This window comes from Lewinellaceae bacterium, assembly GCA_020636105.1.
Classification (GTDB): Bacteria; Bacteroidota; Bacteroidia; order Chitinophagales; family Saprospiraceae; genus BCD1.
Window position 1 is genome coordinate 2,791,908 of the sequence record JACJYL010000001.1, and the last position, 15,268, is coordinate 2,807,175.

The following is a 15,268-nucleotide window of genomic DNA, read 5'->3' on the forward strand; positions in this document are numbered from 1 at the left end:
AATTCATTAAAAATCAACAAAGTGGCTTGCACAATAATGTTAAAAACCCCTATATTTGCAGCCGCTAAATAAAAATAGCACCTGGCGTGGTAGCTCAGCTGGTTAGAGCGCATGATTCATAATCATGAGGTCGGCGGTTCAAGCCCGCCTCACGCTACTAAAAAAGGGTCGTCGTTTGACGATCCTTTTTTAATTTTTCAAAAATCAATTTACAATTTACAAAAACGGGCCTACCTTCCCACCACAAAAGGCTCCATGCCCAGATACTGGTTCCCCGAAGATTGGACACGTAAATAATAGATCCCTTCCGGCAGGTTGTCAACATTGATTTGCTGCTTTGCATTTTGATGCCGATACTCCACGTTGAATTGTTGCAGGACTTTCCCGTGAACGGAAATGATCTGAACATCCAATTCATCGTCCGCGCCGCCGGTAAAATGAAGGGTAGATAAATCACGAACGATATTGGGTAATATCTCGATATTAAATGCTTCTTCACAGGCTAATTGGGCCGAAACCGAATTACTTGTCTCAGACTTTCCATCAAAATCGACCTGCAGCAAACGGTAATAGGCATTACCGGGAGGGTTTTCATCAACAAAAGTGTAAACCGTTTTTTCCAGGGTAGAGCCCTGACCGGTCACTTCTCCTATGGGTTCAAACTTTGATCCGGTTGGGCTGCGTTCGATGATGAATTTATCGTTGTTGTTTTCGGCAACCGTTGCCCATTCCAGGGTCACCGCGCAGTTGGCCTCTTTTACTTTGAAATAGGCCAAGGAAATTGGCAAAGACGGCAGGCCGGGGTCATTGAGCAGGAAAGTGTGCAAGGCTTCATTGGCAAATTCTCCGCCCGTAAGAATGATATTGTTACCTGACTTTACTGTGAAGGCACCGTACCCCCAGGAACAGCACATCCCATCCCCGTAAGCATCATAAATATTGAACTGGTAGCAGCCATTTTCCGTAGCCGTTACATTGGCATTGGGTATCGTAGATTGTCCGTCGGAGTAAGGCGGACTGTTTAAAATCACCACCCCGTTCGGATCAATAATTTCCCAGGAGGTTTCAGAGGCATAATTATCCGGATCAATTTCCACGGTCAACTGAGCATTGTTGCCGACCGGGGCTGCTTCCACAATGATGTCTTCTTCATCGCCGTTGGGCCTGGAATCTATAAATCCATTGGGCTTGACCACCTTGGCGGTCCAGGTTCCGGTCATTGCTGCCGGATAGGAAATGTTTACCGTTTTATAAGCTCCGTGCTGGATATACTGGCTCGAAAAACTTTGCGTATGCACTAAAGTGCCCGATGGATCCCTTATCTCCAGATCAAAGGTGTTTAGCGTTGCCGTACCTGCATTGTACACGTCCACAGAAAATTCCGTCGACTCCCCAGGGCAAATGTATCTTTTGCTTTCTACTAGAAGCAGCGTGGCATCATGAACCTTATTGTCAAAAGCCCCCGGACACATGGTCAGTACATCATTCCAAAAAGTCCACTTTGAAGTGCGTGAGATCTCTGAAGCCGTACCGGCACCACAATGCAAAAACAATGTGGGATAACCGCCAAAATTGTAATGGGACGCGACCGAGGGTCCCTGTCCATTAGGTCCGATGATCGGGTATGGAGTCCCTTCGGTCCAGTCCCCCATGGAATCTCCTCCTCCCTGGAGTTGGGAAACGGATGACCCTGAATCACAATCGATAAAAAATACCATAAATTCATTAGTGCCTCCGGGGCCAAAATCGTGGTAAAGCGATTCCATGATTCCGGTGGAATGCCAATCCCAACATGGAGGGCACCAGTGAGCGGAAAGATCGACCAGGAGAGCCTTGCCATAATGATCGCTGGGACTTTGTGTATTGCCTTGCCAGTCTGTTGCCGTCCAGTTCTGTGCATGGAGGATCGTGGAAAAAGACAGCAAAACCGTCAAAAGGGAAAAGAGAAATTGCTTCATCCTAAAATAGTTGATGTAGATAGTGAATAAATGAAAACAAAAATTGGGTTTTGCTTAACCTGACAAAGGCTTTGTTTGAAATGCTTGTCCTAAAAACAGAAACACTAAAATAGCAAAAAATCCTTAGCTGTTCAATTTTCCGGTTTTCATTTTCAAAATCCAATACAATATTTCACTAGTGTCCCCTTTCGCGGAAATATTCGCGCAGCGCACCAACCGTACATTTTCAGGTCTTTTCCCAAAAGTGTACGGTTGAGAATGAAAGCTTTGGATAGTGGGTTTCAGACCTTTTAATTTATGTACCAAAAATCAATCGACAAAATTTGAAAAACACAAAAAAATGACTAAATTTGTCATGTTAAATAACGTCAAAATGAATTTAGGCAATATTTTAAGAGAACGAAGACAGGCCATAGGCAAGCGAATAAAAGACATCAGTCAGGTCAGTGAGATTGATCAGGCTATCATTAGCAAGATCGAAAATGGGAGCCGTATGCCAACTGAAAAACAATTACCGCTTTTGGCGAAAGCCTATGATATGCCGTTACAGGAGTTGCATAAAGAGTTTTTAATCCAAAAGGTAATGGATGTACTGAAGTATGCTGATATGCCCCAATCCATTCTGGAGGCCGCGGAGAATAGGGTTGAATATTTGCGTAGAGCGCCCGTATCCATCCAAATCGAAATTCCGGACAGCCTCCAAACTCAATTGGAAAGAATAGATCGGTTAAAAACGAAGTGGATCAACAAAAAGCCGCTTAAAGGCATCCAGCTCGAAAAATTAAACGAATATTTTTCCATCAAAAACACCTACGAGAGTAATCGCATTGAAGGCAACACCCTCACCTACCAGGAGACAGAACTCGTGGTGAACAAAGGACTCACTATTGGAGGCAAACCCATGAGAGATCATCTCGAAGCGATCAATCATGCGGAGGCCATAACCTATATTTATGATATCGTCAACGGGAAAAATGAACTGGACAAGCGAACACTGCTGGATATTCATCGCCTCATTTTAAAGTCCATTGATTCCGACAATGCCGGCAGGTATCGTACCGTGCCTGTCCGCATCTCAGGAAGCGAGCATTTACCGCCGCAACCTTTTCTGGTGGATAAAATGATGGAGGATTACTTTATCCATTATCAAATTATTAAAAATAGTTTACACCCGATAATCGTAGCGGCAGAGATGCATGAGCGTTTGGTGAGCATCCATCCCTTCATAGATGGCAATGGCCGAACTTCCCGCCTTATCATGAATTTTATCCTCATGAAAAACGGCTATCCCATTACCTATTTGAAGGGCGATGAAAATAGTCGTCTGGCTTATTATCAAACCCTTGAAAAGGTGCAGGTGGAAAATGATCCTATTCCTTTTTATCAACTGATCCTGGATAGGGTTGAAGCCAGTTTAAAAGAGCATTTGGAGATGGTGTGATAGCATTTTGGGTGCAGTCCGGATAAATTATTGGGTAAGTGTATGGAATTTATCCTGACTGGCTCCACCTCCAGACTTAATCTGTAAATTCATCAGGAAAAGACCATTAACCTGAGCCTTCTCCTGTAATTTATTTTCATATTTTTTTTATACCCTGATGGTTTAACCACTCAGGAATATCATTTTAAACCTCCAGAACACGGGAAAATTATTACAGCTTTGTCAGCTGGTAAATCACCGGCTTACTCGGGCTCGCATCCACTTCAAGACTTGTGATCTGAACATTCAAGAGGTACAGACCATCCGTCACGACATCCGGCACATAAACCAACTCAGTGATCGTAGCGGATCGACGAATATCTTCCGGATATTTCCAAAACGCCTTATGAGCCAGCAATTTGCCTCCATCCTCTTCCCTGTCCACGGAAGGAAGATCCGTCAATAGGTGATTGATGCCTCTTTCAACGAGAAAACTGATGGCGTCATGGTGAAAATATACCGGATTGGTGCCTGAATAATGGCGCTTCATTTTTGAAATTTCATTCGGCAGGGTACGGATGATCAAAGCTTCAACATCATCGTGATGAAAAACCTGCTCCAATGATCTGCGAAGGATAATGCGGTCCCCGTTTTCCAATGTTTCCGGCGTAACGGTAACCAGCCTTGCCGGAAAGTGAAAAGTTTTCAGGCATTGGTTAATGGTAAATCGCTCGCGGGCAATATGGCCCACACATTCGGTATGGGTGCCGTTGCCGTGCGGGTTGAGTTTGATGTTCATAAAATTGACCGGACCGCCCTGTTCGGTGGAACCGATAAAATCCCCCGCAACCACCGGCGATACTTCAAGAGGGGGAGCGTAAAAACAATTCACCGTTTCGTTTCCTGCGTCCAGTGGGATTGATATATCAATAGGCACCTGAAGATCTGCCTGGTAGGGTTTACCGTTATGTATAAGCTTTATTTTCATCCGTACAATTCACATTAGTCTTTAATCTTTAGCCTTTAAAATCAATTTCTCGCATCCGTACCCCATGCCAATTTTTTGTGGAGGGTTTCCATAAAATGCACATCGTGCAACTGAACGATCCTTGCGGAAAAGTCATTTTTTCGGATCGCCAGCTGATGCTGTACGGTCACCACATCAAACCTCGAATCGAGCGTACAAAGGTAGTTTTCCGTACGACCTTCAATTTCAAAAGAAAGCACCGAATCATCCGGGATCACGATAGGGCGTACATTGAGGTTATGTGGCGCAACAGGAGTGACCACAAAATTGCCCGAACCCGGAAAAATGATGGGTCCGCCACAACTCAAAGAATAAGCTGTTGAGCCCGTCGGCGTAGCTATGATCAACCCGTCAGCCCAGTAGGAATTGAGGTAAGCGCCATTGATGTAAGTATGTACCGTGATCATGGAAGAGGTGTCTCTTTTCAGCAGGGTAAAATCATTCAGGGCAAAAGGCTGTCCGTTAAACAATGGAAAATTGGATTCCAGGTAGAGCATGGTTCGGTCCTGAATGGTGTACATCCCTTTTTGTAGGGAAAGGATGGCCTCCCGGATCCGTTTTTTTTCAATGCTGGCCAAAAAACCGAGCCGACCAAGATTGATCCCCACAATGGGCACCCCACTATCCTGCACAAGAGTCAATGCATCCAGGATGGTTCCATCTCCGCCCATAGTAATAAAAAAGTCGATTTTTTTTACGCTGAAATCCAGGTGGTTTTCAAAAATACCAACCTCGCGACGGAAATCCACCACTTCCTTCAGTTCCTCAAAAAAAGGTTCGTAAATAAAGGGAATGATCTGTTCCTCAAACAGAACATCGAACAGATCCTGAAGGTAGGGGAGGTCTTTTTTCTTGAATTTTCTACTGAATATGGCTACTTGCATTCCGGAACTGATTTAAAGATTGGACTTAAAATGTAAAAATAACCCTTTTTCGCCAAGGTGGTTAAAGCTGTACTCAAAACGAAAGACAATGTCGTGAAAAAATACAACATCCAGCGCAGGGCCTCCTCCCCAAAGCAGGGTGCGATTCAGAGGATTGCCCCCAGTCTCGAAAGGATCATTGGCATATCCCCATCCGCTGTTTAGCCGAAGATACAATTTAAAGGGAATGACTTTAAAGGCTTCAAAAGGCATCAGCCTCCCAAAATCAAGACGGTAATCAAGTGCCCGGAAACGGCAAAAAGCCTTGAGTAAAACAGCGTCAATACCATCCAGGATATAATATTCATAGCCGGGTACTGTAGTAGTACTTGACCCCATGATATGGCTATTTTCATAAGGTGGTCTTGTGCGGATCACGGAAACTTTCCCAAAAAGATCATAACCGCTGCTCCACTTTTCGTTGAATTGAAAATATTGCTCGAAACGGGTGGCAACAAACAACATATTCTTGTCGTGAAAGATCCCCAGTCCCGGCTTGGTCACCTTGGCCTGAAAATACCCTCCGTTCAGGGGATAAGCATAAACATCTCTTTTGTCTAAGGTGAATGAATACGACAAACTAAAAGCACGTTCCAATCCGCCGCCAGGGGCAAAATATGCCGGATTCAATTCTTCTAAAACGGAGGAGACTACTGATTTCCAGTTGTAGGACAATCCCCATTCATGGGTGACCTGGTGGCCTGGGCGATAAGTAACTCCGAGCCTTGCCGAGAATTTTTGATAAAGGAATTGATCCCGGTCTTCATAAAAAAGTTGTTTATTGCCTTCGGTGAGAAAGTTAATTTCTCTTTTTTTCTGGTAGGAAACCTGGCCGTCCAGCCCCAGTGTTTTGGCTTTGTTCAGGTAAGGAAAAGCATACTTCAACCCATACTGCCGCACATAACCGTATTTGGCCTGAAAATTGAGCCTGTCCCTCCTCCCCGCGAGATTGATATGGGTGAAATCTATCCCGAGGTTGATACGATCCAGATCCCGATGCTGCTCAACCCACCACACATTGAAATTTCTGTCGATCCATTCAAAGATAGGCACTGGGAAAATATACCAGGCTTCCTGCACTTCAACCTGAATATGTACCTTATTGGAATGCCCCTCCCAGTTTTTAAAAAAAATTTCCGCTTTGGTAAAAAGGCTTGTATTCAGCAAAGATTCCTCACTGCGTTCCAGCTTTTCCGGGAGCTCCTCAATGAAAACACTGTCTCCCTTCTGAAATAATAATTCCCGAAAAATAACGCCTGGTTTGGTGTGGTCATTTCCGGAAACGGTAATTTGATCTATAACGACTTTTTGATTCTGGGCAGGGAGAGCGATTGCCAAAAACAGGAAAGAAAGCAGAATGGTGCTGCTGATTTTCAGGGAGAAATACGACGTTGTGTAGTTTTTGGAATGCAATGCCCTATATTTTCAACAAAGAAAATGAACTCGGGCGTGGTTTGCAACTTTAGTTCTATAAATTACGGGTAAGTAGATATAATAACGTCGGATGAAAAATTAAATATAAAAAATCCCGAATTCCATCTAATCAGATCAAATTCGGGATGATTCATTTCTTCTGGAAGGAATAAACTTAATTACTCCGATTTTATCCGGTTCTGTTCATCTTCAATGCCGGTTTTTCTATTGCGTGTTTTGACTTTTTCATTTCCGAAAAGATAAGAAAAATTAACGCTCAGCCTACGGCTTTCCCAGCTTCCACTGTTCGCAATAGCTACTCCGCCAAAATCACTGTTCCCCGACCATTGCATGGTGTTGAAAATATCTCCTACAGCGATTTTTATGTTTCCTCTGTCATTTAATACTTTCATCTTCAGGCCTGCCTCAACGCTCCACATGGATTTCGTCCGGAAAGTACCTCCCCAAACAGAGGGTGAGTTATAAAATCCTGAAAGTTCGAGAGAGATTCCTTTGGGCAACATGAAGGTGTGCTGATTATAAATGTTAAATGCATTTACCTTTACATTGACAATTTTCCCTTCTCCAAAATCGGCTTTGTTCAATTGTTGATAGGCATTGACATTGGCATAAACATTCCACCATTTCGTGATGGTGATCGGCGCCCCGAAATTCAGGGAAATGACCTGCTGGCTGGCCAGGTTTTTATTGGTAATAAAGCTCCGGCTCGTCTCAGTAGTATCGATGATCTGCGTAAAATAATCATTGGTAAAACTGTAGCTCAAAGTCGTATTGTAACGGTAATTGAACGAATGCGTCAATTGCACGGATTGAGTGTACTGCGGTTGCAAAAAAGGATTGCCGCGCTGGTAAGTCAACTCATCGAGTTTGTATTCAAAAGGATTGAGATCCTGATAACTCGGACGGGTGATCCTACGGCTGTAATTCAACCTCCAGGTCGTTTTGGGGCTGGCCTGGTAAGTGACCCCTCCCGAAGGGAAAAAGTCCAGGTAAGAACGTTTCACCTCATCATTTTCATTGGTCTGTGAACTTGAAAGTGTTCCTACTGATCGGGTCTGCTCGGCCCTTAATCCTGCCAGGATACTCCATTTCTCAAACTGCCGCTGGAAGTTGAAATACGCCGCCCCGACATTCTCCTTATAGACAAAGTTATTGCTTCTATCCGTATCCAATACGTTTGATGCTCCCTCTACATTGTAAAAATTGAAGGTATTGTCAGTGGTTACATTGGCGAATTTCAACCCCGTTTCGAGTTTGCCGCCCAAAAGGTTGCGTTCATGATCCAGTTTGAAACTCAGCAGGTCAATATCGGTTGGCGTTTCGCTCCTAAAAATGCGTTCGGCATAAACTACCTTTTCATCCGGACTGGTGTACAGGTTGGGTTGGTAGGCATCACCATCCCTGCGGAATTGTCCGTAATTGGCATCGAAGTTCCAGATCGTACCGGTTCCTCCATCAAACTGATAATTCACATTATAATCCATATTGCTCGTCATGGAACTATTCCTGCTGGTGGCGAGTAAAAGGCTATCAATGATATCGCTTGAAGCCAGGGATATCTCTGTGCGCCCGTCATTCAGGTCGTTCCTGTCGCTGACAAAACCACCCACAGAAAAACCGACGGTGTTTTTATCATTCAGAAAATAATCCGCACCTGCTTTAAAGTTATGGTTGGCATAATCAGCCGTTCTGATATTGCGCTGGTCGTACACCATGCCCAATTGTTCGCGGTACAAATTAAAAAAGTTGCGTCGATTCCCTGTATTGTAAGAATAGGAACCAAAAGCGTTCATATGTTTATTGCGGTGGTTGATGCCCAGAGAACCATTATATTTAGGAAAAACGGCCACCGTATATCCCAGGCTCAAATTGGCATTGGTTCCATTGCGTTTGTCCTTTTTCATCCGGATGTTGATGATACCGGCATTGCCTTCCGCTTCGTATTTTGCAGAAGGATTGGTAATGATTTCAATGGCTTCGATCTGATCGGACTGCATGCCCTTGAGCATTTCTACCAGGTCATCCGCGCTCAGCGGAGAAGGCCGCCCGTCAATAAAAATCCGGACACCGCTTTTGCCGAGCAGGATAATATTGTCGTTGTTATCCACTACCAGCCCGGGGGCTTTGCGAAGTAAATCAAAAGCCGTGTTGCCGGTAGCATTGATACTGCCTTCCACATTGAAGACCGTTTTATCAGGCTTCACCTCGATGAGCGGCTTTAAGGCCGTCACTACCACTTCTGCCAGTTCCGTCCCTTCATTATCCAGTACCACCATCGGTATTTCAGTGATCTTGTTGGCCTGAACGGATAATACGTCGGAGATAAAATCCGGAAATCCGACAAAACTTGCCTTGAGCCAGTATTGCCCGGGGTCAATATTACGCATCTTAAAGGAGCCGTCTTCAGCAGAATATTCTGCTTTCACCAGCGTACTGTCTGTTGCATCGAAAAGTAAAAGATTGGCGAACGCCAAAGGTTCGTGAGTGGCGTCCATTACTGAGCCGTGGACGCTGCCGGCTGAATCCTGTGCCCACATAAAGAGGCTCAGGCATAACTGCATAGCAGTCAAGCTAATTAATTTTTTCATGTCAGGTGATTTTAAAATATCAGGTGTTCAATGTGTGCCCAATATTCATTTTATAAATACGATGCAAAAATAGAGGTATTACCCCTGACAGATTCATTTTTTTCGACAAATGGCGGGGATAAATGGGTAAACATGTGGCAGGGAGATAAATTAATAAAAAGATGGATTTACGAATGACAAGTAATTAACGCAAGTTGCGATAGACTACACTGTCTGACTTCTGTCAGTTATAACTTAACCGTTTAGCTAACCTGACAATAATTAATTTGATTGATGTAATTAAAAAATTTCACTGGTAAAAGGATGTTGTAAAAGAAGTTGTTCCAGAGGTAACTCATTGTATTTATTCCAGTCTTCTTCTTTGATAATTAAATGTATATACTGTTTTATTAAAAAAATCCAAAGCGGAAAATTTGATTCTACCTGGATTTGTATCTATGTCTTATTATTTGCATTGTCATCGCAAATACTCCTAAAAGCATCATTTCGTTTTTCCTCATAGTTAGAATATTTTGGTTTAAGAAATTATATTAAGCCCTGGAAAAAATTAAACGAATATTGAATTATTATATTTGCTCTATGAACGTCTGGAATTTCATCGTAGAAAAAAATAAACACAACCTCGCCACCTTACTGCTTTTGGTAACAGAAAGTGAGGGAAGTTCCCCGGGCAGACAGGGCTTTAAAATGGCTATTTCTTCCGACGGCGACCTCACCGGCACCATCGGCGGCGGCATTATGGAACACAAATGGGTGGAACTGGGCCGTGAGCTGTTACAAAGGGGCGACACACAAATCCTGATCAAAAAACAATATCACGATGACTCCCGGTCTGAGGACCGATCGGGTATGATTTGTTCAGGTATGCAATGGTTGGTACTGGTTCCGATTACCCCGGAAAGACTGGAGGTCATATCACTGTTTGACGAAGGCAATCGGGAAATCTTCCTGGAAATTCATCCGAAAGGATTACGGGTACTCCCAATTGTCCCTTCTTCTCCTCCCCTCTTTTTTAACTACCAGAATGATGATCAATGGATTTACCGGGAACGCAAATTCAGAAAGCCCGTTGTCCATATCGTCGGTGGCGGCCATGTGGGACTGGCGGTTTGCCGCACCATGGCCATGCTCGATTTTCATGTGATCAATTATGATAACCGGCAAGACCTCATCACTATGGAGCGCAATCCTTACGCCCATGAAAAAATAATCGTGCCATACGAAGCCATCGGACAAAATCTGGACAGCCAGCCTGAGGACTATCTCATCATCATGACTTTCGGCTATCGCACCGATAAAATTGTATTGGAACAACTGCTCCAACGAAAATTCACCTATATGGGCATGATGGGCAGCAAAGCTAAAACGAAACGCCTTTTTGAGGCAATGATCGCGGAAGGCGTTGAGGCCAAAGCCCTGGAACACATCCACGCACCGATCGGGCTTGACATTGGCAGTAAAACGGCGGAAGAGATCAGCATCAGTATATCAGCGCAGATTATTGGATTGAAGAACGGGAGGACTTAAAGGCCTGATAAAAATAAATTGACCTATCTGCCGCCGCTTCGCCCCATCCCTGAAGAGGAGTCCTCCCCAAAATAGGTCAATTTATTTTTAAAGTGTTCGTTGTTTCCTTAGGTCCTTTTTTCCTTAAGAAACAACTTCTTCCAATCGAATCCCCCGGGAACCTTTGAGCAGGATTAATGCTCCGGAAGGAGCTTCTTTTTTAAACCAGGTTTTAGCCTCGGCGGCGTGGTCAAAATGAATATGGTTCCCCTCTTTGGTCACCTTTGCAAACTCAGGGCCGACAAATACTACGGTATCAATTTGGAGGTTTTGGACAAGGCTTACCATTTTACGGTGTTCCTCCTCACTGACACTCCCCAATTCGCGCATATCCCCGAGGATCGCTATTTTTCTTTTTCCGGCCTGGTCCATTTCCGAAAAACTGAGCAAAGCCTTTTCCATGCTTACCGGATTGGCATTATAGGCATCCATGATATAGGTATTGCCGTCCTTTTCCATTAATTGGGAGCGATTGTTTTGGGGCAGATAATTTTCCAGCCCTGACCGGATGGCTTCGTCAGGAACACCAAAAAATTGGCCAATAGTGATGGCCGTCAGGATATTATTAAAATTGTAAGCGCCGATAATTTGAGTTTTCACCTTTACTTTTTCTGCTCCGTCGGTCATAAAAAATTCCACAAAAGGAGAAGCGCCTGCGAGTTCTGCCACGCCATCTTTTCCATAAAAGACCTTTTGCTGCACCGCTTGGGCCATCTCCTCCAGGTAAGGTTCATTTTGATTGACAAAACCGACGCCATCGATTCCGACAAGCCAGTTGTAAATTTCAGCTTTAGTCTTTCGTACCCCTTCAAAGCTGCCAAAGCCTTCCAGGTGTGCCTTACCCACATTGGTAATCAATCCATGAGTAGGCTCTGCAATGGCACAAAGGAAGGCTATTTCCCGCAGGTGGTTGGCGCCCATTTCGATGACGGCAAGTTCCGTATCCTGGGGCATGGAAAGCAGGGTCAGCGGGACGCCGATGTGGTTATTGAAATTCCCTCGGGTGGCATGGATCCTGTATTTTTGCTCCAGCACCGCAGCGATCAGTTCTTTGGTAGTGGTCTTACCATTCGAACCGGTAAGACCGAGGACAGGGATAGTGAATTGACGGCGATGATGACGAGCGAGTTCTTGCAAAGTTTGTAAAACATCTTCGACCAATATAAATCGGTCATCTTGTTTATACTGAGCATCATCGATGACCACATAAGCAGCCCCTTGTTCAAGTGCTCCGGCAGCAAATTTATTGCCATCAAAGCTTTCTCCTTTCAGCGCAAAAAAAAGATCCCCTTGTTTTACGGCCCGGGAATCAGTGCAAACGTTGGGGTGTTTTTGATAAATATTGTATAAAGAACGGATATCCATGGTAAAATTAGTTCGGTTGTTTGTAAAACTAAAAAGTCCCCATTGGCTACGCCAAAAGGGACTTTTTATGAAAATTTAAATGATAACTTTTAAATTACTCATTTTAACTTTCCTAATATCTTCTTTTTCCTCTTTTTTTGGTTTTGAACTGGTTGCCACTCACCTGGTCATTACCAGAAGGCGCACCCACTCTAACCATTGCACAACGGAAACCGATGTCACGGGAAGCTTTATCTTCATCTTTGTAACGACGAGCTCCAGGAGCGAGCCAGTAGGCTCTGTCATCCCATCCGCCGCCTTTAAAAACGCGAGCCTTATCACTGATCAGAGTGGACTTGCCATATTCGTAAACGGCCTGTGACTCCTGGTCACCGTCCATATAGTTATACACCTGTCCACGCTTGTAATTTTCACGATCGGCAGCTTCATCATCCTCAACATACTCGTAACGAATACGTCCAAGGCTGTCTGTACCATCCGGCAATCCATTTTCGTCCAACACTTTTTTCTTGAACTTATTACCCCGGTAAGGGTTCAGGTCATGGCCCTGGGCATCACTCAAAGTGATACTGGTCAATGGTCTGAAAAGGTCAAGCGTCCATTCATTCACATTACCGGCCATATTATACAGACCAAAGTCATTAGGAAGGTAAGAACGAACAGGAGCTGTAGGACAGGCATTGTCATTCAATTTACCTGCAAGACCCATGTAATCACCATGTCCTTTTTTGAAGTTGGCAAGAATTTCACCCTGTTGCTTATCACGTTTTTGGTAACGTACTGTATTGCCGTTCCAAGGATAAATTCTTCTGTCAGAGATCAATTCATCAACGCCACCGATCTGGTTACCCTGTAATGCCAGTGCGGCATACTCCCACTCTGCTTCAGTAGGCAGGCGGTATTCAGGAAGCACGATTCCGTCTTCAAAACGCACTCTACGCTCACCACCGGTGCGAAGGTCTTTAAGGTTCTTGCGAACATTTCCTTCGTACTGACCGAGGAGATAAGCTTCAGTGTTGAAGTTTTCATCATCGATCTGCTCATCAGGGTTTAGGTTGAGAATACCTTTTTCCACAAGAATCATTTCGTTTACCCTGTCGGTACGCCATTTACAGAAGTCAACGGCTTGCAACCAGTTGACCCCTACCACCGGATAATCATCATAAGCCGGGTGGCGGAAATAAGTTTCAACATAAGGTTCGTTGTAAGAAAGTTCCTCACGCCAAACGAGCGTATCAGGCAGAGCATTCAAGCGTACTTCCGGATAGCTTTCACCGAATACTCGATCAAGCCAGTACAAATACTCTCTGTAATTGCTGTTTGACACCTCTGTTTCATCCATGTAGAATGAAGAAACCGTCACCCTTCTTGGAATACTATTCCAGGAGTACAAAACATCCTGTTCAGTATTTCCCATGGTGAACGTACCCCCTTCAATGAGTACGAGGTTTGGACCGGCTTCCTGACCTTTATAATCAGACTGTTTTTCAAAGCCGCCCCATTTTTGGTCATTGACCTTCCAACCTGTAATGTCAGAACGCTCACTGCGGCCACATGAGCTCAACACGAGTACAATCCCGAAAAGGATTGCGTTTAATTTCAACAAATTTTTCATTTTCCTTCCTTAAATTTTTGAGAAATGACGAGCAAATATAGTGAAAATGTTTTTTTTATGTCAGACTACTCGAAATTTAACACTTATAGCCCTCTTTAATTCACGTTTTGTCAGCAATCTATCATTATTGATAAACCCCTTTCATTTAAAATTATTGTTTTTTAACAAAAAATCTATAGGCAACCAGTGTGGTTTTATCGTATTTCAGGTTAAAAAAATATTCCGGGCCCCAAATTTGGTGCAATATATTCAGCTTAAAAAATATTCCGGGCTTAAAAATCAATTATTTTTTTTTTTAACAAAGCTAGTTCAGAAAATTAAAACAGTCCGTAGAACGCATTGCTGCTTTTTTACGTTTGAACTCTTTGCTGTCTTCAAAGTTGAAACTTAATGAGATTTCATGGGTTCCTCCTGTTCCTCCGGGAGCGCTGGCAAGGTTCGAAATCGTGAGGTCATAACTGTATCCAAACCTCAAAACACCCACCCTGTATCCGACAAGAGCTATTACTGCATCCGGGTTGGAGAAAGTGTGCCGATACCAAAGTCCTCCGAAAAACTGCCTCATCCCAGCATAAACACCTCCGTTGATCTGTCCGAAATCTCCTTGTTTTACAAACATTAAATTTGGTGATATAAACGTCGGAGGTCTGCTATTATTGCCCTGATCGAGTGTAATTTCAAACCCTCCGTGGACAGTGAACCTCAGGGGCAACCCCGCCTGGAGGTTATTATTGATCTGCAACAGGCTTTCATCAGGAGAATTGAGATGTTTAACGGATAAGCCTATGTGAAAATCAGGACTGTAATACATGATGCCCGCCGAAATATCCGGAGTGATCTTATTGAGCGATTCAGGCCTGTTCTCTTCACTAATGATGGGATTCCCGCCCGAATCGGTTTCCCCATAAATCTCATCCAGCTGATCAGGAAAGACCAACCGGTCCCAATCGATATAAGATTGGATGATGCCGGCCTGAACCCCAAACTTTATGACATGCTCCCTTTTGATCCGTACCTTGTAACCGAAAACGCCTGAGATACGGGTGCTCTTATACAGTTTGTCTCCGGCGGCATCGCTCAAAACTATTAATCCAAAACCACTGTTTAATGCTTCGACCGATTGTTCATAAGTAGCAGCATAAGTAGCATAGGCATTGGGCCAGTTGGGATATTGGTTTCTGTAATTCAACGTAATACGCGGCGCATAAGTCACCCCGGCAAAAGCAGGGTTAAGCTGAAGCGGGGTGGAAAAAAACTGGCTAAAAACAGGATCCTGCCCAAAACCGACCATTGGAAAAAGCAAAACAGATAAAAAAATTATTTTTCGGATCATAGTATGTAATTTCCAGCAAAAAACGATTTTTTCAAGACA

At 43.9% G+C, this 15,268-nt stretch carries 10 protein-coding genes and 1 tRNA gene; 3 read left to right on the forward strand and 8 right to left on the reverse strand.

Going from position 1 to position 15,268, the window contains the following annotated elements; genetic code table 11:
• Positions 1-83: 83 nt before the first annotated feature.
• Positions 84-157, forward strand: a tRNA-Met gene (locus H6571_10500).
• Between the two features lie 73 nt (positions 158-230).
• Here H6571_10500 and H6571_10505 read toward each other — a convergent pair.
• Positions 231-1,958 (reverse strand): T9SS type A sorting domain-containing protein, encoded by a 1,728-nt coding sequence (locus H6571_10505; protein MCB9324154.1) that lies wholly within the window; start codon positions 1,956-1,958, stop codon positions 231-233.
• Between the two features lie 373 nt (positions 1,959-2,331).
• Between H6571_10505 and H6571_10510 the strand changes: the two genes are divergently transcribed.
• Positions 2,332-3,399 carry a Fic family protein gene (locus H6571_10510; protein ID MCB9324155.1) on the forward strand — a complete coding sequence of 356 codons (1,068 nt, stop codon included), beginning with the start codon at positions 2,332-2,334 and terminating at the stop codon, positions 3,397-3,399.
• Between the two features lie 211 nt (positions 3,400-3,610).
• Here H6571_10510 and H6571_10515 read toward each other — a convergent pair whose 3' ends face one another.
• The 4 genes from H6571_10515 to H6571_10530 form a co-directional block, all read right to left on the reverse strand.
• Positions 3,611-4,366: a cyclase family protein gene (locus H6571_10515; protein ID MCB9324156.1), complete on the reverse strand. Its 756-nt coding sequence runs from the start codon at positions 4,364-4,366 to the stop codon at positions 3,611-3,613.
• 41 nt (positions 4,367-4,407) lie between these two features.
• Positions 4,408-5,289, reverse strand: a complete 882-nt coding sequence (locus H6571_10520; protein ID MCB9324157.1) for an NAD kinase — start codon at positions 5,287-5,289, stop codon at positions 4,408-4,410.
• Between the two features lie 12 nt (positions 5,290-5,301).
• A complete protein-coding gene (locus tag H6571_10525) occupies positions 5,302-6,741 on the reverse strand; it encodes a BamA/TamA family outer membrane protein (GenBank protein MCB9324158.1) in 1,440 nt (479 codons plus the stop codon).
• Positions 6,742-6,920: 179 nt separating this feature from the next.
• Positions 6,921-9,350: a TonB-dependent receptor gene (locus H6571_10530; GenBank protein ID MCB9324159.1), complete on the reverse strand. Its 2,430-nt coding sequence runs from the start codon at positions 9,348-9,350 to the stop codon at positions 6,921-6,923.
• Positions 9,351-9,908: 558 nt separating this feature from the next.
• Here H6571_10530 and H6571_10535 point away from each other — a divergent pair.
• Positions 9,909-10,877, forward strand: a complete 969-nt coding sequence (locus tag H6571_10535; GenBank protein MCB9324160.1) for an XdhC family protein — start codon at positions 9,909-9,911, stop codon at positions 10,875-10,877.
• 123 nt (positions 10,878-11,000) lie between these two features.
• Here H6571_10535 and H6571_10540 read toward each other — a convergent pair whose 3' ends face one another.
• The 3 genes from H6571_10540 to H6571_10550 all read right to left on the reverse strand — a co-directional run bounded on the left by H6571_10540 (position 11,001) and on the right by H6571_10550 (position 15,229).
• Positions 11,001-12,281 carry a UDP-N-acetylmuramoyl-tripeptide--D-alanyl-D-alanine ligase gene (locus H6571_10540; GenBank protein ID MCB9324161.1) on the reverse strand — a complete coding sequence of 427 codons (1,281 nt, stop codon included), beginning with the start codon at positions 12,279-12,281 and terminating at the stop codon, positions 11,001-11,003.
• Positions 12,282-12,393: 112 nt separating this feature from the next.
• A complete protein-coding gene (locus H6571_10545) occupies positions 12,394-13,896 on the reverse strand; it encodes an SUMF1/EgtB/PvdO family nonheme iron enzyme (protein MCB9324162.1) in 1,503 nt (500 codons plus the stop codon).
• Between the two features lie 304 nt (positions 13,897-14,200).
• Positions 14,201-15,229, reverse strand: a complete 1,029-nt coding sequence (locus tag H6571_10550) for a type IX secretion system membrane protein PorP/SprF (protein ID MCB9324163.1) — start codon at positions 15,227-15,229, stop codon at positions 14,201-14,203.
• Positions 15,230-15,268 lie beyond the last annotated feature (39 nt).